Origin of the sequence: Marinobacter iranensis, assembly GCF_029207565.1 — a bacterium.
GTDB lineage: Bacteria > Pseudomonadota > Gammaproteobacteria > Pseudomonadales > Oleiphilaceae > Marinobacter > Marinobacter iranensis.
On the sequence record NZ_JANCMW010000001.1, the window covers coordinates 21,737 to 41,815 of the forward strand.

At 58.8% G+C, this 20,079-nt stretch carries 21 protein-coding genes; 7 read left to right on the forward strand and 14 right to left on the reverse strand.

The genetic code is table 11. The features are described 5' to 3' along the window. Positions 1-146: 146 nt before the first annotated feature. Entirely contained in the window at positions 147-2,459 is a 2,313-nt protein-coding gene (locus NLU14_RS00150) for a LamG-like jellyroll fold domain-containing protein (RefSeq protein WP_275704126.1), read from the forward strand. A 70-nt stretch (positions 2,460-2,529) separates the two neighbouring features. On the opposite strand, the gene NLU14_RS00155 is transcribed toward NLU14_RS00150, so the two are convergent. Together NLU14_RS00155 and tenA are read right to left on the reverse strand one after the other, a co-directional pair. Continuing rightward, the gene (locus tag NLU14_RS00155; RefSeq protein WP_275704127.1) at positions 2,530-3,504 is read right to left on the reverse strand and encodes a ribonuclease Z; all 975 of its coding nucleotides are present in this window, start codon (positions 3,502-3,504) and stop codon (positions 2,530-2,532) included. Positions 3,505-3,508: 4 nt separating this feature from the next. Then, complete coding sequence (tenA, locus tag NLU14_RS00160; protein ID WP_275704128.1) at positions 3,509-4,177, reverse strand: thiaminase II; 669 nt, start codon at positions 4,175-4,177, stop codon at positions 3,509-3,511. 144 nt (positions 4,178-4,321) lie between these two features. Between tenA and NLU14_RS00165 the strand changes: the two genes are divergently transcribed. Next, a complete protein-coding gene (locus NLU14_RS00165; RefSeq protein WP_275704129.1) occupies positions 4,322-5,203 on the forward strand; it encodes an AEC family transporter in 882 nt (293 codons plus the stop codon). Positions 5,204-5,224: 21 nt separating this feature from the next. Here NLU14_RS00165 and codA read toward each other — a convergent pair whose 3' ends face one another. Genes codA through codB form a run of 3 tightly spaced genes read right to left on the reverse strand, consistent with a single transcriptional unit; the run spans position 5,225 to position 8,414 of the window. Further along, on the reverse strand, positions 5,225-6,484 hold the full coding sequence (codA, locus tag NLU14_RS00170) for a cytosine deaminase (protein ID WP_275704130.1): 1,260 nt from the start codon (positions 6,482-6,484) through the stop codon (positions 5,225-5,227). A 26-nt stretch (positions 6,485-6,510) separates the two neighbouring features. Continuing rightward, entirely contained in the window at positions 6,511-7,131 is a 621-nt protein-coding gene (locus NLU14_RS00175) for a PucR family transcriptional regulator (protein ID WP_275704131.1), read from the reverse strand. Then, positions 7,131-8,414 carry a cytosine permease gene (gene codB / locus NLU14_RS00180; protein ID WP_275704132.1) on the reverse strand — a complete coding sequence of 428 codons (1,284 nt, stop codon included), beginning with the start codon at positions 8,412-8,414 and terminating at the stop codon, positions 7,131-7,133. The genes NLU14_RS00175 and codB overlap by 1 nt, the downstream gene beginning before the upstream one ends. Positions 8,415-8,858: 444 nt before the next feature. Here codB and NLU14_RS00185 point away from each other — a divergent pair, with 444 nt between their 5' ends. After that, the gene (locus NLU14_RS00185) at positions 8,859-9,080 is read left to right on the forward strand and encodes an EamA family transporter (RefSeq protein ID WP_275704717.1); all 222 of its coding nucleotides are present in this window, start codon (positions 8,859-8,861) and stop codon (positions 9,078-9,080) included. A gap of 22 nt (positions 9,081-9,102) precedes the next feature. Here NLU14_RS00185 and NLU14_RS00190 read toward each other — a convergent pair whose 3' ends face one another. Further along, positions 9,103-10,239, reverse strand: a complete 1,137-nt coding sequence (locus tag NLU14_RS00190) for an acyl-CoA dehydrogenase family protein (protein ID WP_275704133.1) — start codon at positions 10,237-10,239, stop codon at positions 9,103-9,105. A gap of 193 nt (positions 10,240-10,432) precedes the next feature. On the opposite strand from NLU14_RS00190, the gene NLU14_RS00195 reads away from it, so the two are divergent. Together NLU14_RS00195 and NLU14_RS00200 are read left to right on the forward strand one after the other, a co-directional pair. Continuing rightward, complete coding sequence (locus tag NLU14_RS00195) at positions 10,433-11,083, forward strand: winged helix-turn-helix transcriptional regulator (RefSeq protein WP_275704134.1); 651 nt, start codon at positions 10,433-10,435, stop codon at positions 11,081-11,083. Positions 11,084-11,207: 124 nt separating this feature from the next. After that, positions 11,208-11,384 carry a hypothetical protein gene (locus tag NLU14_RS00200; protein ID WP_275704135.1) on the forward strand — a complete coding sequence of 59 codons (177 nt, stop codon included), beginning with the start codon at positions 11,208-11,210 and terminating at the stop codon, positions 11,382-11,384. A gap of 76 nt (positions 11,385-11,460) precedes the next feature. Here the strand turns inward: NLU14_RS00200 and NLU14_RS00205 are convergent, their stop codons facing one another. Further along, positions 11,461-11,751, reverse strand: coding sequence for a DUF1330 domain-containing protein (locus NLU14_RS00205; RefSeq protein ID WP_275704136.1), 291 nt, complete (start codon positions 11,749-11,751; stop codon positions 11,461-11,463). A 100-nt stretch (positions 11,752-11,851) separates the two neighbouring features. On the opposite strand from NLU14_RS00205, the gene ribBA reads away from it, so the two are divergent. Continuing rightward, positions 11,852-12,946, forward strand: coding sequence for a bifunctional 3,4-dihydroxy-2-butanone-4-phosphate synthase/GTP cyclohydrolase II (gene ribBA / locus NLU14_RS00210; RefSeq protein ID WP_275704718.1), 1,095 nt, complete (start codon positions 11,852-11,854; stop codon positions 12,944-12,946). Between the two features lie 8 nt (positions 12,947-12,954). Here the strand turns inward: ribBA and NLU14_RS00215 are convergent, their stop codons facing one another. Genes NLU14_RS00215 through NLU14_RS00245 form a run of 7 tightly spaced genes read right to left on the reverse strand, consistent with a single transcriptional unit; the run spans position 12,955 to position 18,134 of the window. Next, entirely contained in the window at positions 12,955-13,512 is a 558-nt protein-coding gene (locus NLU14_RS00215) for an NUDIX hydrolase (RefSeq protein WP_275704137.1), read from the reverse strand. Positions 13,513-13,520: 8 nt separating this feature from the next. Next, entirely contained in the window at positions 13,521-14,261 is a 741-nt protein-coding gene (locus tag NLU14_RS00220) for a GntR family transcriptional regulator (RefSeq protein ID WP_275704138.1), read from the reverse strand. 25 nt (positions 14,262-14,286) lie between these two features. Further along, positions 14,287-14,667 (reverse strand): 4-carboxymuconolactone decarboxylase, encoded by a 381-nt coding sequence (pcaC, locus tag NLU14_RS00225; protein WP_275704139.1) that lies wholly within the window; start codon positions 14,665-14,667, stop codon positions 14,287-14,289. Between the two features lie 23 nt (positions 14,668-14,690). Next, positions 14,691-15,197 carry a flavin reductase family protein gene (locus NLU14_RS00230; protein WP_275704140.1) on the reverse strand — a complete coding sequence of 169 codons (507 nt, stop codon included), beginning with the start codon at positions 15,195-15,197 and terminating at the stop codon, positions 14,691-14,693. A 14-nt stretch (positions 15,198-15,211) separates the two neighbouring features. Beyond that, positions 15,212-16,690: an aldehyde dehydrogenase gene (locus tag NLU14_RS00235; protein ID WP_275704141.1), complete on the reverse strand. Its 1,479-nt coding sequence runs from the start codon at positions 16,688-16,690 to the stop codon at positions 15,212-15,214. Beyond that, positions 16,687-17,517, reverse strand: a complete 831-nt coding sequence (locus tag NLU14_RS00240) for an alpha/beta fold hydrolase (protein WP_275704142.1) — start codon at positions 17,515-17,517, stop codon at positions 16,687-16,689. The genes NLU14_RS00235 and NLU14_RS00240 overlap by 4 nt, the downstream gene beginning before the upstream one ends. A gap of 17 nt (positions 17,518-17,534) precedes the next feature. After that, positions 17,535-18,134: an amino acid synthesis family protein gene (locus tag NLU14_RS00245; RefSeq protein ID WP_275704143.1), complete on the reverse strand. Its 600-nt coding sequence runs from the start codon at positions 18,132-18,134 to the stop codon at positions 17,535-17,537. Positions 18,135-18,548: 414 nt separating this feature from the next. Here NLU14_RS00245 and NLU14_RS00250 point away from each other — a divergent pair, with 414 nt between their 5' ends. Next, positions 18,549-20,066: a BCCT family transporter gene (locus tag NLU14_RS00250; RefSeq protein WP_275704144.1), complete on the forward strand. Its 1,518-nt coding sequence runs from the start codon at positions 18,549-18,551 to the stop codon at positions 20,064-20,066. Positions 20,067-20,079: the final 13 nt, after the last annotated feature.

The following is a 20,079-nucleotide window of genomic DNA, read 5'->3' on the forward strand; positions in this document are numbered from 1 at the left end:
GTTACCTTTTGATACAAATTTTGGTCGAAATTTAACAAAATTTTCCATTCTGCGAAGATATCCTGCAAATCGAAATATGGTCGCAAATGCAACTATTAGCAAAATCGCAGCCGAGCCGCGGGAACATAACTCAAAAGGAAGCAGGGATGAACCATTCTGACACCAGCAAGTTGCCGTCTGAAGACCTCGAGACCGAAAGACTTCGCTTGAATCGACGCCAATTCATGGCTCACGCTGTGGCGTTTATGTCGCTGACGATGGTCGGTTGCCGGGATCTTATTGAGATAACCTCACCAGATGGGGCCAGTGCAGATGGCTCTAACTCGCTGAATTCAGGATCATCAGGTTGCAGAATAGCGGATAGCATATCGCCAGACATTGAGGCGCGCACCAGCTTCCTCCATCCCGGGCTCCTCAACACGGCGGCTGACTTCGAGCGGATGCGACAGAAGATTGATGAAGGCGCCGAACCCTGGGCCAGCGGTTGGGCTGCGTTAACATCGAGTTACGCATACTCCCTGTCACAGCCGCTTCGGCCAACCGAGGAGGTTACTCGTCCGGGCAACGTCGCGAGCATGATTATCGATATGCAGCAGACCTACGCGTATGCATTGGTCTGGAAGATAACCGGGGATACCCGTTACGGGGACAAGGCGGTTGAATATCTCGACGCCTGGTCATCGACCATGACCTCGCTGACAGGCAATGCGGACCGCTTCCTTGCGTCCGGGCTTTATGGTTGCCAGTGGGCCTGTGCCGGCGAAATAATGCGTACCTACGATGGCTGGAGCCCGGAAGGCCTGGCCCGCTTCCAGGGTATGTTGAGCGACATCTTCCTGCCGATGTGCCGCCAGTTTCTTCGAGAGCATAACGGTACTGAATGGACGAAAATCACGAATTACTGGGCAAACTGGGATCTCGCCAACATGTGCGGGATGCTCGCTATTGGCGTTTTCTGCGATGATGCGGAGGCCTACAATGAAGCGATCGAGTACTTCACAAGCGGACGTGGCAACGGTGCCATCGACCACGCGGTACAGTTTGTCCATCCGGGGCACCTTGGCCAGTGGCAGGAAAGTGCGCGGGATCAGGGGCATACCACGCTCGGGATCGCGCTCATCGGATGTTTCTGTGAGATGGCCTGGAATCAGGGCGACGACCTCTACAGCCACCGCAACAACCGGGTGCTGGCAGCTGCGGAATATGTCGCCGCGATGAACCACCGGCTCCCTTCCGGGGAGTTCCCCGAATTGCCCTTTGCCCCTTTCCGCAATGTGCACGGCACCTCCGGGGAGATTTCCGGTATCGGGCGCCCCCACGGCCGTGCTTTCTGGGAGGTTATCTATAACCACTATGTTAACCGCCTTGGGCTTTCCGCTCCCTGGGTGTCGCGGATGGTGGAACGGCATCGCCCCGAGGGAATAAGCCGTGGGGGCGGCGATCAACCTGCTTTCGGGACACTGACGTTTTCGTCTGGCTCACCGTCTGGCGATACGCCGCCTAGCGGTTTGACCGCCCGGATTATCGATGGAGCCGTGCGGCTGGACTGGTGGGGTAGTGCCTTCGCCGAGCACTATGACGTCCAGCGTTCTGTTTCGACCTGTGAAGGCTATCGTACCGTCGCCACCCTGGGGGCAGATGAAACACGCACGTACACCGATAATCCCGGTGACGGCACCTGGTACTACCGGATTACCGCCAGTACAGCGCAGGAAACACTCGTAAGCCATGAGGTCGCCATGGTAACCATGCCCGGCGAACTCATTTTCCACTTGCCGCTGGATGAGGGTAGCGGCACGCATGCGGCGGATGCCACCGGGCGCACCGGTGGCGCTACACTCAAGGGCAGTGCCAGTTGGGGCGCCGGGCACGATGGCCTTCCCTGCCTGGACCTGCCTGGTGCCGACGATGCCTGTGTGAAGTTACCGCCCAACCTTCTGAAGGACGTATCGGACGTTACGATTGCCGTGTGGGTTCGTGTTCCGTCAACGCCACCCCGTAACAGCTGGCTTTTTTCCTTCGGTCACAACGACGTCAGTTATTTCGGCTGTCGTGCGAATCAGAGGCATGATACCTGGGCGGATAGTATGCGCTGTGAAATCACCAAGAATACGAGCGACTATACGTCCGGGATAATCCATTCACATCGTTTTCATCCGCAGCAGTGGCTGGGAAACCCCGACGGAACGTTCGATTCAGGGGCCTCCAAGGTCGGTCAATGGGTGCATATTGCAATGACGCTCAAGGGGCGGCTTGGCCTTCTATACATCAATGGCGAGGCGACCAATTCCGGCGAGGACATGCCGATGGCTCCCTTCCAGTTGGACGACACTCCTCAGAACTGGCTGGGACGGGCCACCAACGGGTGGGATCCTCTGTTCAGGGGACGCTTGCAGGATTTCAGGATCTATAACCGGGCGCTGAGCGCCACGGAGATTAGCCACCTGGCCAACGGCTAGTTCGGTAGCACGGCACTCTCGGCGATGCCCGGCTGCGATCCAGGACAAAGCTGATAATCGGGGCCTCTGATCACGACATGCTGGCCAGACAACTCAGCGACAAGTCCTTCTCCAGCCGATAGGTATCGAAATCCCGGGCCAGGAACAGCTGGCCCTGGTAGTGCTGCATGGCTTCGGCCGCCAGTTGGTTGATATGGGGCACTCCGCCTGGTCCGGACTGATAGCGGGAGCTGAAGTGGGTAAGCACCAGGTTGGGCAATTGGGCCTGTTGGGCAAACCGTGCCACCTGTTCAGCGGAGCTGTGTTGTGGCCAGGGGCCGACACGGTCGGACACGTCCTGGGTGTAGGTGGCCTCGTGGATAAGCACATGGGCGCCGTCGCAGGCATTGGCCAGCAGATCCGGGGTGTCGTTGTCGCCGGCGACGATCAGGCGTCGGGCTACGCGGGGTATGTGTGTGTACTCTTCACTCCTGAGCAGTCGGCCGTCCTCCAGCGTTATGTCCTTTCCTTTTTGCAGTTCGCCCCAGTGGGGTCCAGGTTCTACGCCGTCCTCCCGAAGCTTGTCCTGTAGCAGTTGTCGCTCCAGGTTGCGCTCGGTGAACAGGTAGGCACGGCAGGCCACGCGATGGGACAGGGCAACATTGGTCACTGCGAAGTGCTCATCCTCCCAGTGGAAGTCCGGTGCCTCGGAATCGATAAAGTTCAGGGGATAGCTGAGGCTGGAGTCGCTGTTTTCGAGCACTGTTTCGACGAAACGTTGCACCTGGCCCGGAGCAATGACATCCAGTGGTTCCGTGCGGCCATTCATGGAGGCACTGGTGAGCAGCCCCGGCAGGCCGAAGGTGTGGTCGCCGTGGATATGGGTGATGAATAGGGCCCGTAACTGCATGACCGAGTAACGGGTGCGCAGCAACTGGTGCTGGGTGCCTTCACCACAGTCCACCAGGTACCAGGGCTTGGGGCCGGAATGGCACAGGGCCAGGGCGCTCACATTACGTGACCGTGTGGGTGTGCCGGCGGATGTGCCCAGGAAGGTGAATTCCACTTGCTCAGTCGCTCCCCTTTAGCCCCATCTCCCAGAAATCGATCTCAAGCCGGGTAGCATCGCTGAATATCCGGGTGAGCTGTTCGAACCGGGAAGGCGATACGTCGGCCAGCCTCTCATCCAGCCAGCGGATTTCCGCCTGCATGGCGTCCTGGAACTCGTCGCTTTCGTACATGGCGATCCAGGCATCGTAGGGGTTGCCGTCGCCCCGAATGGTGTCCGGCCGGCCGTTTAGCCAGTTGGCGATTTCGCCATAACCCACCATGCAGGGTGAGAGCGCAACGTGCAGGTCCAACAGATCGCCCCGGTTGCCGGTGTCGAGCACGTAACGTGTGTAGGCGAGAGTGGCCCGGGCTTCCGGGAGGTTGGCAAGCTCTTGCTCTGATATGCCCCATTCCTTGCAGTAGCTGATGTGGAGGTCCAGTTCTACATCCACGATGGCCTGTAACCCTTCTTTGGCATGCCGGAGATCTGACAGGGTCGGGCTTTTATAGGCGGCCAGGGCGTATGCCCGGGCAAACTGGATCAGGAACAGGTAATCCTGCTTGAGGTAGTGCTGGAAAGCCTCCGGGGCCAGCGTTGCGTCGCCCAGTTGCTTTACGAAGCTATGTTCGATGTAGGCACGCCATTCGTTATGGCAGCTGTTTTCGAGGTCTTTGAACTGGTAGGGCATGTTGTCTCCATTTCGCTCTACAGATTCAGGAAAGATCTTTTCCGCACAATCGTAATATACAGAACAGATCTGCTGCCGGGCCAACGGATAAATGTGTTAAATTCCGCGCACTCTCAGCCGGAAAACGTTTCTCTTGCTTTGCCTATGATCCAGCATCTCTCAGAAGCCCTGTTCCCCCTGCTGTCACTGATCGCCCTCGGCGCGGTTCTTGGCCGTAAAACGGATTTTTTCGATGGCAAGGCGCTGTCCGGGCTGGTGACCGCCGTGGGCATTCCCGCGCTGTTGCTCCACTCGGTGTTGAGCATGAATATGGACATATTCGGGATGGGGGCCCTCGTCGGTATTACCGTGGTCTGGCTGTTGGTCATGGTGGTGGTCACCGGGTTGTTACTAGCGTTGGCCGGCTTGCCGGTGAGGTCCTATCTGCCGGCGCTGGTGCACCCGAACACCGGCAACATGGGGATACCGGTGTGCTTTGCGTTGTTCGGGCCTCAGTCGCTGGGGCTGGCGGTGGTGATTTCGTCGGTGATTCAGGTCAGCCACTTTACGCTGGGGATCGGATGCCTGTCCGGGCGCCTATCGGTACGCGCCATGCTTAGAAACGGTCCGGTTCTGGCGTTGATTGCCGGGGCACTTCTGCTCGCGGCCGATATTCGTCTGCCAGGCCCGGTAATGACTACCCTGGATATGCTTGGTTCCATCACCATCCCGGTCATGCTGATGCTTCTTGGCAGCTCCATTGCCAGCCTGAAGCTGTCCGGTGCCAGGGATATGCTCAGGCCGCTGGTGTTCAGCTTTTATCGGCCGCTGGCAGGCCTTGCCCTGGCATGGCTGTTGTTGCTGGTCTGGCCGTTGACCGACCTGGAGGCGCAGGTGTTTCTGATCCAGTGCGCCATGCCGGTAGCGGTTATGAGCTATGTGCTGGCCGTTCGATACCAGGGACCGTCGCAGGAGATAGCGCTTACCATCCCCCTGTCCCTGGTGGTTTCTTTGGGGGTGGCTGTGGCTTTCGCCCTGTTTTGGTAGATGTGGGTGCGTTGAGGCGTATTACGAAAGCATCAGGCCTGACTCGGCGTCCACCCTGTCCCTGCGCACCAACATCTTTCCATCCCGAACGGACGCCAACACCGGCCTCTGGCCCAGCAAAACTTCATAAGGGGTTTGCCCCTGAAGCACTAGGCAGCGCGCCGGCAACCCTTCGGCAATCCCATATCCCTTCAGATCCAGTGCAGCCGCTCCGTTGTCGGTAATAAGCTCCAGAGACCGCTCGATCTGGCTCATGCCCAGCATGTGGCAGGCGTGCAAGCCCACATCCAGGGTGCGCAGCATGTTGCCGTTGCCCATGGGGTACCAGGGGTCACGGATGGAGTCCTGGCCGAAGGCGACTTTCAGACCGGCGTCCAGCAATTCCGGCACGCGGGTAATACCCCGGCGTTTCGGGTAGCTGTCAAAGCGGCCCTGCAGGTGCAGGCTTTCTGTGGGCATGGAGAGGAACCGCAGGCCGGATTTTTTCAGCAGTCGGAACAGGCGGCTGCAGTAGGCGTCGTCATAGGAGCCCATGGCGCAGGTGTGGCTGGCTGAAACCCGGGAGCCGTAATCCAGCCTCAGGGCTTCGGCGGCAAGTACTTCCAGGAATCGCGATTCGGGGTCGTCGATTTCGTCGCAATGCACGTCCACCAGCCGGTCGTTCTTGTGGGCCAGTTCCATCAGCCAGCGAACGGATTCTGCGCCGTAATCGCGGGTGAATTCGAAGTGGGGGATGCCGCCGACCACATCGGCGCCCAGACGGATGGCTTCTTCCATCAGTTCGCGGCCGTTCCTGAAGGACCAGATGCCCTCCTGGGGAAAAGCAACGATCTGAAGGTCCACAAAGCCGGCGGTTTGCTCGCGCACTTCCAACATGGCTTTGAGGGCTGTCAGGCTGGGGTCCGTTACGTCGACATGGGTGCGGACATACTGAATGCCATGGGCGGCGAACAGTTTCAGCGTCTGGGTGGCCCGGTTGATGACGTCCTCGTGGGTGAGGGTGGCTTTGCGTTCGGACCAGCACTCAATGCCCTCGAAAAGCGTGCCGCTCTGGTTCCAGCGGGGCTCGCCGGCCGTCATGGCGGCGTCCAGGTGGATGTGGGGTTCCACAAAGGCGGGGGTGACCAGGTTGCTGGCGGCGTCCAGTTCATTTTCTTTTACAGCGACCGGCTCGCTCTGGGCGGTGATGTCGTCGAAGCGGCCATTGCTTATACCAAGCCTGTGTAGCCCTTCGCGGCCCTGTAAGCGGGCGTTTACTATGGCGTTCAGCTGTTCTGTCATTCTGTCTCCTGGTGGCTCACGGGCGGTCAGTGTTTTAGCAGCAGGTGAGCCAGTAGCCGACTTTTGAAGTCTGCCGGGTCGATTTGATTAGGCAGATTTTCGGTCAGTTGGTTCATTCGATTGCGAATAGTGTTTCGATGGCAGCCCAAGGCTTCAGCCATGGCACTGTGGTTGCCCAGGCAGGCGATCCAGGCGTCCAGCAGGTCTGCCGAGCCCGCCAGGTTATCGGTACCGAGTTCCTGCCCCGCAGTGTGTTCGGACCAGATAATGGCCCTGCTGATGGCCTCGGTGACCTCAACCATCGGCAGGGAATAGGGCTGCTCGAACAACGGTATCGACAGGTCGTCCGCCACCCGGCAAAGGGTGTTTGGTAATTGCCCAATGTACGCATCCCCGGTAAGCACCACCAGCCCGGAGACATCGCATTCCTTGCCCTCGTAGAGGCATTCTGCCAGGTTTTGGGGGCTGCGATGCCGGCTGATGCCCGTTACGAAGACCAGTTCGCCGCCCTTGACCCAACTCTTGAACGAGCGGTTCTCCGCAACATAGGGCCAGCGTACGACGTTGGCTGCCGCAGCACTCCCACCCCGAATGCGGATGGCTTCGAGCCCCGGCAGTTTGGGAATATCATGGCATCGCAGTGGCACTAAACGGCTCCCAGCGCCTGTGCTCTGCGCTCGCGAACGGCCTGGCTGACCACCAGAATCACACTGTAACTCAGGGCGGCGACAAGCACGCCCACAATCGGCGCAATCCAGGGTGAAGTATAGGCCGCTGCGGAGCCAATCGCGTAGGCGGCGAGGCCGGGCACATTGAAGGCCGGCAGTGTTATGGTGGTCAGGTCCGGGTATTGGCGCTTGTAGCCAATGAAATAGCTGGCCATGATCACCCCACCGATGGGCGGAATGAACGTGCCCAGCAACACCAGGAACGGAATCAGCCACTCGTACATGCCCATCACAGCAAGCACGGTACCGATTGCTGCGCCACCAATAGTTACTGTTCTGCGCCGGCGGGTGCGGATCAGGTTACAACCAGCCACGGCAAAGTTGTAGACGGTGTTGTCCTGCGTGGTCCAGAGGTTGAGGAACAGCATCAGGATACCGAGCGTTGCCAGTCCCTGAGCGACCATGATGTCGACGATATCGGCCTGCTGGTAAACCAGGGCTCCGAAGGCGCCAATCAGTGTCATCAGACCGTTGCCCAGGAAGAAGGCCAGTAGCGTCGCGATAACTGCGGTCTTGCCGGACCTGGCGAAACGGGTCCAGTTGGTGGCCTGGGTACCGCCGCTGACAAAGGTGCCGAACACCAGCGTGATGGCGGCGGCGACGGTCATGTCATCCGTTGGGGATATGGCAAGCAACCCGGACAGGCCACCGGCGTCGGAGGTGGCGATGGTCATGCTGACTGCCACCAGGATAATCATTGCCGGTACCGCAAAACGTGACAGCCACTCCAGGCCCCGGTAGCCGATAAAGGCGGTGATGCAGAAGCCGAACCCGAATAGCACCATCAAGGGCGTGGTCAGACTTTCTGGCATGCCGGTCAGTTTTACCAGCAGGATCGCCATGGTGGCCGTGCCCCAGGCGTACCAGCCAATCTGGGTGAAGCCGAGGATGAAGTCCGAGAGTTTGCTGCCTACCTCACCAAAGGTGAAACGGCTCATCAGCGCTGTATTCAGGCCGGATTTCGCGGCGATGTAACCCAGCACGGCGGCGTAGGTGCCCAACAGTAAATTACCGATGGCCAGAACCATCAGCATGGTCGGGAAGTCGAACGCGACACCCACACTGCCACCGGCCCACATGGTGGCGGTGAAGAAGGTGAAGCCAAGAAGCACCAGCCCCATCGACCAGAAGCTTTTGCGTTGATCCATGGGGACCGGGCTTAGGGGATAGTCCTGTTCTTTCGGGGTTACCTGGTCGGTCATGACGATCTCTCCGTATCGTGAGTAAACACCCTGGGAGTTGGCAACCTTTGTGCCATCAATGGGTGGAGTGGGTGATAGGGGCCTGATATTGAGGGTGTGTTTGTGCAATCTGCACAATACTGACAGGCTGAGGGTAATGATTGAGTCTGTTTTGCATTGCTTTGGTGCGTTTTACTCAGAGGATCCTTTTAATGGGGCGAGGGCATACCGATGACCACGCGCTGAAAGGCGCAATGCTCGTAGCGCTCGCGGCATTCTGTTGGGGCCTTTCAGGCGGCATAGGCGGAATTCTTCTTGCCGAGGGGTGGGGCTCCTTTCTGGTTTCGTTTTACCGGGGCATTATCGGCCTGCTGTTCGTGCTCGTCTGGTTGATCTTGCCTCCGGGTAATAGCGGATTGGCCGATATTCCTCGCACTGGGTGTACTGGGTGCCGGGCTGTCCTTCATTTTCTATATCGTTGGCCTCAATCATACCGTACCCACCGTGGCTTCGATCGTGGCGATGGTCGAGCCTGTGACTGCATCCCTGTTCGGTATTGCGTTCCTGAATGAGAGCCTGGAAGGCATTCAATTAGTCGGTATGGGGCTCATTTTGATCACGGTGACGGCTTTGAGTGTTTATTCAAATTTAGTGCCCAGGCCGACAGACCAGACGCCTTTGCGTTGATCCATCGGCCCATCGCTATGTTTCAGGAGTACAGGCTGGCGTGCTCAGTGACGTATTGCCCGGTGAAAGCTACTTGACGCCGCTCTGGCAGTGGGTGGAAATGCATTGCCCTACTGTCGCGGATCAGTCGCTCCATGGCATGGCCTTTGAAGAAGCCCGGCCCGCCGATCATCGATGCCCCCAGTTCGATCACCTGCTGGACCGCCTTGGTGGCGAGCGTCTTGCGAACAAGAATGCTGTTGGTCAGGCCCTTGTCAGGCTGGAACTGGTAGTTGTTGCATAGCCGGATCATATCTTTGAGTGCGATCTGGGCGCTGGTCAGAGCGTTAGTCGCCTCACCGACAAGCGATTCCTGGTCCTTGGCTTTCTGGGCCTGATGAACGATCAGTCCGTAAGCCTGCTCTGCCAGCCCCGTATAAGCGGCGACGATGATCGGCATGGCAATTGGCAGGATAGCGTCCCATACCGGGTGCCAGACGCCGCGGGGCCGGCGCGCGACAACGGCTGCGTCCGGCACGAAAACGTTGTCCAGGATTACATCGTTGGAGCCGGTCGCCCGCATGCCCAGTGTGTCCCAGTTGTTTTCGATACGAATGCCGTCGGAGTTGAACGGGACCGAGAAGTGAATGATCTCGGGCCCCTGATCGCTTTCAGTCACTGAGCTTGTAACGAGCACATTGGCACCGGGCGCCCCACTGACAAAATGCTTGGTGGCCGTAACGCGGTAGCCGCCTTCCACTTTTTCGGCGTGGCCACTGGATTCAAGCCAGTCGTTGGCACCAGTACCGGCAATAACCAGTTCTTTTTCGGCGATACGGCGTAGGGTCTGTTCAGCCTTGCTATCGCCACGCTTGTACTTGAACACGTTCAGACCCACCGGGTGGGAGTGCATGGCAAAGGCCAGCGCCGTCGAGCCACAGCCTTGAGCAAGCAGCCGTGTGCTGTCGCAAACTTCTTCGTGGCTGGCGCCACCGCCACCGAGCTCCGCTGGTACGCCAATGGAGAAGAAGCGGGCTTCGCGCAGGGCCTCGTAATTGGCAAACACAAACTCGCCGCTACGATCGTAATCACTCGCTAGCTCGCCAAATCGCGCTGCGAGTGCAGACGCGGTGTCCTTCCAATTGGCCAGGTGAATGGCATCTGCCTTGAGTCGTTCCATTTCTGTATTCTCCTAATCCTGTTGTGGTTTCTGTTACTTACAAACGCCGCGGTCTCTGGTTGTCAGGCTGCGCCTGAAGCCCGGTCGACGTTTGATGTGATCAGTTTTTCACCACGGAGGAGGGAGAACTAGTACAATATTTGTACTACGAATAAGTTCGTTCCTCACACATTTACGGGGCGGGAGGTGCTTGATGCAAAGCTATGGTCAGTTCTGCCCCGTTGCCAAGGCAGCGGAAATTCTCGGTGAGCGTTGGACACCGTTAATCATCCGGGAGCTTTTATGTCATCCGCAGAGCTTCAATGAGCTGCGCAACGGTTTGCCGTTGATCTCGCCCACCTTGCTCTCCAACCGCCTTAAAACCCTGGAGCACCGGGGTGTCTTACGGCGCGAGTGCTCAGAGAAGGGCGTTGCCTATTGCGTAACCGATGCTGGCGAAGAACTGCGGACCGTGATCACCGAAATGGGAGTATGGGGCCAGCGCTGGGCCCGCTCGAACCTGGCCCGGGAAGATCTGGACCCAACGTTGCTGATGTGGGACATCCACCGCCGGCTGGATATAAAACACCTGCCCGCTGGGCGTACCGTCATTCGCTTCGAGTTCGACGTCTGTCTAAAGGATCCGGGCTACGACATCGACCTGCTCATCCACAGCCCGCTCAACGTCATGACTGGCGTATGGATGGGCGACCGGGCCCTGCATGAAGAACTCAAGTCACATACCATTCGGCTGGCCGGCGATACGGCCCTGAAGGAAAGCCTGCCCGACTGGTTTCTTCTGAACGTGTTTTCGGGGGTGAGACCGGCCAGCGATAGTGATCAAGGTGGGCGCTGTGGCGATTGAAAACCGCGATTATTGGCCAGGACCAGCGGTCCGCTCCGGCCGTTCAAACATTGCACAGATTTAATGGCTTGCTTATGCTTTAAGTATCAGGAATCACGTTGATCATTAACGTAGGGGGTTGCTCATGGTTGATGACGCCTACAAGAAATTGCACCCAATCCTCAGCGAGGTCACCCAAACTTACGTTGAGCTCTACACCAACAGACCTAACGAAAAAAATCGTCTGGAATTGATCAAGCTTGAGGCGCTACTGCACGAGAAGCTGCAAAAATTGCAAAAGGTGCGGGACGAAAACGAATGATCCTGTCTGAAGGGCGGTTTGAGCGGGGATGAAGAGCCGGCGCGCCACCTTCCCGGGTTAGTTGGGGCAGATCGAGTCACAGCCCCTCAACAATAACAATGTCCACTTCCGCCGCATTCAGGCGCGCATTCCTTGCTTGGCGGTAGGCTTCCGAGTGATAGCAGTGGTAGGCATGCTGGTAGCTGGGAAATTCGATAACCACCGTTCGCTGCGGCGTTTGTCGGCCTTCAAGGGCGTCGTTACGGCCGCCCCGGGCGATGAATCGGGCCCCGTACGCCCGAAAAGCTTCCGGAGCCAGTGACTGGTAGGCGGCATAGTTGTCGGGGTCGGTCACGGTGACGTTCGCGATCCAATAGGCTTTTGCCATCCTCGGTTTCCTTATTTTCCTTGGTATTTGGTATTATGGTATGCCAAGATTGCAGGGAACCAAAGACGGTGTCAATCGATTCCATAGAGTGATGAACATGATGAATTTCGACCCGACCGAGAGCCTGATTGAAGACATCCGCAACGGACGCATGGTGGTCCTGCTGGACGATGAGGACCGTGAGAACGAAGGCGACCTGGTGATGGCCGCGGAGTTCGTCACACCGGATGCCATCAATTTTATGGCCACCCATGCCCGGGGGCTGATCTGTCTGACTCTGAGCGGGGAACGCTGTGAACAACTGGACCTGTGGCCGATGGTGGCCAATAACGGGGCCAGCTTCGCGACGGCGTTTACCGTGTCCATAGAAGCCCGTGAAGGGGTGACAACTGGCATCTCGGCGGCGGACCGGGCGACGACGGTGAAGGCCGCCGTAGCCCCGGATGCTCACCCCCGGGATCTGGTCCAGCCGGGCCACATTTTCCCGCTGCGGGCCCGCGACGGCGGCGTGCTGAGCCGCGCCGGCCACACCGAGGCGGGCTGCGATCTTACGCGCCTGGCGGGTCTGGAGCCGGCGGCGGTGATTGTCGAGGTTATGAACGACGACGGCAGTATGGCGCGACGTCCGGATCTGGAGGCCTTTGCCCAGCGCCACGGCATCAGGATCGGCACCATTGCGGACCTGATCCAGTATCGGCTGGCGAGAGAGAAAACCGTCGAACATACCGGGCAGCAACCGTTGTCCACCGCGCACGGGGATTTCGTCCTGCACACTTATGAGGATCTGATCACCGGCGATGCGCACCTGGCCTTGACCATGGGCGATGTCAACGGGCCGGAGCCTACACTGGTCCGGGTGCACTCGGTGGACCCGCTGCGAGACCTGGTGGGGGCGGATTACCAGGGGCCGAGGGCCTGGTCCCTGTGGTCGGCATTGGAAAACGTGGCGCGGGCCGGGCACGGCGCGGTAGTGATTCTGGCCAGCCATGAGTCCTCCCAAAGCCTGCTGTCGCGCGCGACACGGCAAAACACTCCACCACCGGATGCGTCGTCGATCCGCTATTCGAGTGTGGGAACGGGCTCCCAGATTCTGTCCGATCTGGGTATTCGCAAGCTGCGATTGATGGGTGCGCCGCTCAACTACAAGGGGCTGTCCGGGTTCGATCTGGAAGTGGTTGAGATCGTTGAGCTGTAATGCACCGGTCAGCGCATAAAATGAATGTTGCCGGTTTCCATGCTGCCGGTATAGATGCCATAAGTGCCGCCAGCACGCTCGGCGATATAGCGTTCCAGAATCTGGCGAATGGCCGGATAGAAGATCAGCTCCCAGGGAATCTGCTCGGGGGCAAACCAGTCAACGGCCTGGGTCTCGTGACCGGGGGGATCATCCCAGGCGAGCACATTGGCCCGGTAGATGATGTACAGCTCATTGGTGGGCGGCACACTGAAAATGGAGTAGGGGGTAGTCACTTCAGCGTCAATGCCGGTTTCTTCCCAGACTTCGCGTCGAGCCGCTTCTTCAACGCATTCCCCCCGCTCCATGAAGCCTGCAGGTAGCGTCCAGGTATCTACGCGAGGCGGGATGCCCCGCTGGCAAAGGAGCAGGCGACCGTCCTGTTCAATGATGGCGCCGGCAATAACCCGGGGATTGTCGTAGACAATGCCGCCACAGGCGGTGCAATAGTCCCGCTCGTGGGTGTCTCCGGCAGGAACTCCCCGGGAAAGGGGGCCGCTGCCGCATTGTGTGCAGTACCTGGGCATAGGTTGCCTCACCGCAGGCTTTGGGCCGGATTAAGGGGTGGCGTGATTGGGTCGACGGCTTTGCCCTGCTTTTCCGCGAGCGCTGCCAGGGCAACCTTGGAGGCCGCCTTGATGTGCTCAACGCAGGCCTCGTGGGCGGCTTCGGGATTTCGTGCCTGAATGGCGTCGACGATTTTCGTCATTTCCTTGAAGCTGTCCACGTAGCGCTCCTTCTGCGACACCGACGTGGCGCGAAGGTAGTTGACGCGGGCCTGCAGTTGGCTCAGAAACTGTCCGGCGATGCGGTTGCCCGCACCTTCGTACAAAACGCCGTAGAAGTCACTCACGGCATTGACGATGGCGACCGTGTCACCGCTGCGCAGGGCTGCCTTGAGGATCTCCCAGGCGTGATCGAACTCTGCCATCTGTTGCCGGGTGGCTTTCTGGGTGAATAGCTGGACCACCATACTTTCCAGTACGCAACGCAACTCGTAGATATCGCGTGCGTCTTCCAGGGTAATGACGGCAACCCGGGGCCCACGGCTGCTTTCGCTTTCGACCAGCCCCTCGGCTTCGAGGTGGCGCAGGGCTTCGCGCACGGAGGTCCGGCTGACCCCCAGTTTGTCGCAGAGATCCCGTTCTACCAGGCGGTCGCCGGGCAGAAGCTGGAAGCTCATGATGGCCTGGCGCAGCTTGTCGAGCACCATCTCCCGCAATGTCGGTTGATTGCGCGTGACTTTGAGGCTGTCGTCCAATGGGGTCCGTTGCATTTCTTCTCCTGGGTACAGGCAATGGCTAAATTTCGCCCATTTCGCTGAGCACGTCGCGGGCCTGACGGAAGGCGTCGATGGCGGCCGGGATGCCACAATACACCGCCGTCTGCATCAGCACCTCACGGATTTCGTCAACGCTCATGCCGTTATTGATGGCGCCCCTTACATGAAGGCGCAGCTCGTGCGGGCGATTGAGAGCGGTAATCATCGCCAAGTTTATCATGCTGCGATCACGGTCGCTGAGGCCTTCCCGCTGCCACACGTTTCCCCAGCAGTACTCGGTCACCAGTTCCTGGAGCGGCTGGTTGAAAGCATCGGCGTTGCGCATGGATTGGTCAACGTACTCTGCACCCAGGACCCGGCGGCGTTTGGCCAGGCCGCGTTCAAAACGTTCTTCTGACATAAGAATGTCCTCGTTCAGGTGAATCAGGAGGCGCGCGCCAGGGCGCGCAGGTTCTCCGGCAGTTGATCCATCTTGCCGCGGCAGTACAGGAGAGGGTCGACCTCGCTACCGCCGCACCACAGCTTCTGTACTTCTCCAACCAGAATAGCGTGATCGCCGCCCGGGTAATCTTCCCAAATGTGACACTCAAGACAGGCCGCCGACCCGTTGATCAGGGCATTTTCCAGTTCGGAACGGTGCCAGTCGATGCCTTCGCCTTTATCGCGACCCTTGCCGGCGAATCGGTAAGCGATGGCCTGCTGATCCTGGCCGAGGATGTGGATTGCAAAGCGGCCAATGCGTTTGATAACCGGATAGGAATCCGAATTCAGGCTCGGGCAGATCAATACCAGCGGCGGCTCCATGGAAACCGCGGAAAAGGCGCTGGCGGTAAATCCCACCAGCCGACCGTCGTCATCAATGGCAGTGACCACGGTAACCCCGCTTGGAAAGGCACCCAGGACCTGCTTGTAGTCTTGTGTTTCGATCATGGTTCTCTCCCACATTAACGCATAATGAAAGGGTCGGGCATAGGATCTGTGGACAGGTTGATCCACAGGGTCTTGAGGTCGGTGTAGTCGCGCACCGCGTCGATACCGCACTCGCGGCCGTAACCACTGGCGCCGAAGCCACCGATCGGGGCCATCGCCGATACCGCCCGGTAGGTGTTTACCCAGAGGATGCCGGAGCGTACGTCGCGGGCCAGGCGGTGGGCGCGGCCCACGTTTTGTGTCCAGATGCCGGCAGCCAGGCCAAATTCGGTATCGTTGGCGAGGCGCAGGGCTTCCGCTTCGTCATCGAAGGGTATGACGGCCACGACTGGGCCGAAGACTTCTTCCTGGACGATGGGCATCTGGTGGGAATCACAAGCCAGGATAGTGGGCGAGTAGTACCAGCCGGCCCTGTCTGTGATGCGTTCGCCGCCATGGATCAGTTTGGCGCCATCGGTTTTGGCCTGGGTGACCATGCGATCGATGGTTTCCAGCTGTGCTTCGGTGGCGATGGGGCCCATCTCGGTGTTGGTCTCCGCCGGGTCGCCAATGCGGATGCTGGCAGCGCGATCGCGCAGTTGCTGCACCACTTCGTCGTAAATACTGCGTTGCACCAAAAGGCGCGAGCCGGCTACGCAGCTCTGACCGGATGCCGCGAAGACGCCGGCGACCACGCCGTTAATGGCGCTTTCCAGGTCCGCATCTTCGAACAGAATGTTGGGGGACTTGCCGCCCAGTTCGAGGGACAGTTTGGCGAAGTTCTCGGCACTGTTACGCACCACGTGGCGGGCAGCCGTGGCACCGCCGGTAAAGGCGATCTTTCGCACCAGCGGATGGGCCGTCAGTGCGGCACCGGTGGACGGACCAAAGCCGGTGACCAGATTGACCACGCCCTCGGGGAAGCCCGCCATTTCCACCAGACGCATCAGTTCTATCAGGCTCGCAGAGGCGTGCTCGGAGGGTTTGATCACGATGGTGTTGCCTGCCGCCAGGGCCGGGGCCAGCTTAATGGCGGTCAGGTACAGCGGGCTGTTCCACGGGATGATGGCAGCCACCACGCCCAGGGGTACCCGCACCGTGGCACCAAACATATCCGGCTTGTCCAGCGGCAGGGTTTCGCCCACCACCTTGTCCGCCAGGCCCGCGTTGTAATAGAAAAATTCAGGCAGGTAACCGACCTGGCCGCGGGTCTCGCGAATGAGTTTGCCGTTGTCCCGGCTTTCCAACTGGGCCAACGTCTCGGCGTTGTCGGCAATCAACTGGCCGAGACGGTACAGTAATTTTCCCCGCGCGGTGGCGGTCAGACCCGCCCATTCCGGACCTTCGAAGGCGCGGTGCGCTGCCTGGACCGCGTCGTTGACGTCGGCCTCATCGGCATTGGGCACGTGACACCAAACCTCACCGGTGGCCGGGTTGTAACTGTCGAAGGTGGCGCCGGAGCGGGCGCCCCGCCACTCGCCATCAATGAACATCGTCAGCGAATCCAGGTTCATCGTAGAGTCTCCTCTTGGAGGGAATGGTTGTGGACGTTGTCGAGAAAGTGGATCAGCAGGGTGTTGACCTCACTGGCTGCTTCCACCGGGGCCATGTGCCGCTGGCCGCGTAAAATATGCACGCTGGCGTTAGGCAGGTGTTCTGCCAGTGCGCTTGCCATTTTCGGCGTCGATCCCGGGTCCAGCTCGCCGGTGGCGATCAGCACGGGCACTCGGATCGACACGAGCTTATCCAGTCCGAAGCTGTCCTGGGTCACGAACAGTGCGTAACTCCGATAATACCCTTCCGGGTGGTTGCTGGTTACCCGGTCGCGAACGGCAGCGATGCACTCGGGGTGAGCGTCGCGGAACGACGGACTGAACCAGCGTTCCAGGGCGTCATCCACGTTCGCTGTCGGCCCCTGTTTACGGGTCTCGTCCAGGCGACGGAGGGCACCGGCGCGTTGTCGCTCATTGCGATCAAACACACTGGACAGCACCACCATCCCATTTATCCGGCCAGGGTGGCGCAAGGCAAACGCCCTCGCTACCAATCCGCCCATTGAGAATCCCACCACCGTCGCGGAGGGCAGGTCCAGTTCGTCGAGCAGGGCCAGCAGCTGGTCGGCATAGTCATCCAGTGTGGCGTCTTCTGTTGGCAGGGCGCTCTCGCCATGGCCCAGCATATCGTAAGCAATCACGTCATAATGCTTGGACAGCACCTCCACCTGGGCCTGCCATAGGGTGGCATCCAGCCCAACGCCGTGGATCAGGACGACCGGCGCGCCCCGGCCGGATCGCCAGTAGCGGGTTCCGGAGAGGCTCTTTCGTGCGTCAGTGAGTTTCATCTGACCTCCCGTGAAGCTCACTGGTTGCCGGCCTGTTCCGCTTCTTCGGCCAGTTCCTTCAGATCCTGGTAGCGGTTGCCGATGCGTGGGTGCAGGCGGCCGCCATCCGAGGCACCCAGGGCTACGACAATCTCGTTGGCGCGCGGAGCGTCCTCGATACGCATCTCCAGGGTAATGTAGTGGGAGCGGAAGCCCTCATCGTCCTTGTGCATCATCGGGATTTGGATGGAAGATCCCGGCGCGCCGCGCTTGTTGGTAAAGCTCAGGTAGCTCTTCGCGCCGACGGCTTCCCGGTAGTGATTGCCAAAGCGCAGGGTGTGAATGATGGCCGAGGCATGCTCGATCTCACCCTCGGCACCAACGACGGCGGCCTTGCCGTAGGCTTCGATCTGCTCGCTGCCGATCTCGTCCAGGATGTGCTTGACGATCAGTTCGCCCAGTTCCGAACAGCCACTGCGGATTTCCGGTGACAGGTCTTCTACAAAGCCCCGACCGCTCCATGGATTGGTCACCACAGCCGCCACACCGACCATGGTCACGGGCTTGTCTCCTGCTTTACCACCTTCGATGTAGGTGGTCTCTCGAAAGGTGGCGATCTTGCGAATCTCGAAGCTCATATACGCTCTCCTCGTGCTTATTGGCGCGGACCTGGCCGATTTTTCGGGCGGTACCTAGTTTTGGTATACCATAATACATAAAATGAATTCCGACAACGATTAAGCAATCAGGATCTGGTTTCGCACTTAGATTGGATTGGTTTGTAAATTTTAAGGTACTGAAAAATATATTATTAGTTTTATTTTTTGACTCTTTAATTTTTCTTGCTTAGAAAATATTTGCATTCTGTATTATGGTATACCAATATAATTTAGAGGTCCTCGGATGGCCTGTGTATGAAGAATGAGCGTTAGCGCTCGGCAGGCCGCTGAAAATCAACAACAACGCCAACAACGGAACTCAGGAGAGCTTGAATGCACAATCCTCAATCAAGTATGCCCGGGCAAGGCTTTTTCGCTGGGGTGAATAAAACGATGGCTATCGCCTCCATTACCATGGTGGTGGCTTTCGTGCTGTTCACGGTATTGCAGCCGCAACTGGCCAACACCATCTACACCGGGGTCAAGCAGTACATCGAGAGTGAACTTGGCTGGTACTACATTCTGACGGTGAATGTGGTGCTCTTTGTTTCCATTGCGATCATCGTCAGCCCCTACGGCAAACTGCGCCTGGGGAAAGACGACGAGCGCCCGGAATTTTCCAACTTCACCTGGTTTGCCATGCTGTTCAGCGCGGCGGTCGGCACGGGGCTCCTGTTCTGGAGTATTGCGGAACCTTTAAGTCATTTGCAGGGGAATCCGTTCATCGCGACGGAGGGGATTGCGCCCAATACCCTGGATGCGGCACAAACCGCCCTTCGCGTCACCATTTTCCATTGGGGTTTCCACGGCTGGGCGATCTATATCCTGGTTGGCACCATCCTGGCGTATTTCGCCTATCGGCGTGGACTGCCGCTGACGATTCGCTCAGCCTTCTATCCGCTGCTCGGTGAACGCATCTACGGCCCGATTGGCCATGCCATCGATCTGCTGGCGATCTTTGCCACCCTGTTCGGGACGGCCACCACGCTGGGTCTGGGGGTCTCACAGATGAACGCGGGGCTAAACAATCTGTTCGGTATGGAGATTTCCAGCACCAATCAGGTGTTACTGGTGATGGGTGTGACTGTGGCGGCTACGTTGTCTGCAGTGTCGGGTTTGAAGAAGGGCATCCGGTTCCTCAGTGAATGGAATATCCACCTCAGCATGATCCTGTTTGCGTTCTTTATCCTGGCGGGTCCCACTGTGTTCCTGTTGACCATTTTCACCACCAGCGTAGGTGACTACCTGGGCCATCTGTTGCCGATGGGGTTCTGGACCAATCCAGATCCCGAAAGCCAGTGGCAGGGTTGGTGGACGCTGTTCTACTGGGGCTGGTGGTTGTCCTGGGGCCCGTACGTTGGCATGTTCATCGCGCGTATTTCGCGTGGTCGCACGATTCGCGAAGTGCTGTTTGGTGGCATGCTGGCGGCCACACTGGGTGCGATGTCCTGGATTGTGATCTTTGGTGGCACTGCTCTTCACCTCCAACTGTTCGGCGGTGTCGACCTGGCAACGGTAGCCAACGACAACGTGACGCAGGTGTTGTTCCGGACTATCGAGGCTCTCGATGTGCCTTGGGCGTCCAGTTTCATGATTGGTATGGCCACATTAATGATCGTGACCTGGTTCGTGACCTCAGCCGATTCTGGAACTCTGGTTATCTGCACCATCCTGTCCCAGGGCAACCCGCATCCGCCCCAGCTGTATAGAGTGATCTGGGGGCTGGGTCTGGGCGCGACGTCTGCTGTGCTATTGCTGGCCGGCGGGTTACAGGCCCTGCAAACCGCTGCAATTGCGGCCGCCTTACCTTTCTCTGCGGTTCTGCTGGTGATGTGCTATTGCATGTTCAAGGCGCTGGCCAGTGAACAGGTTGGTGAGGTAGTTGCAGTTGAACAATCTGAAGCGTCCTAACGACGAATACCGA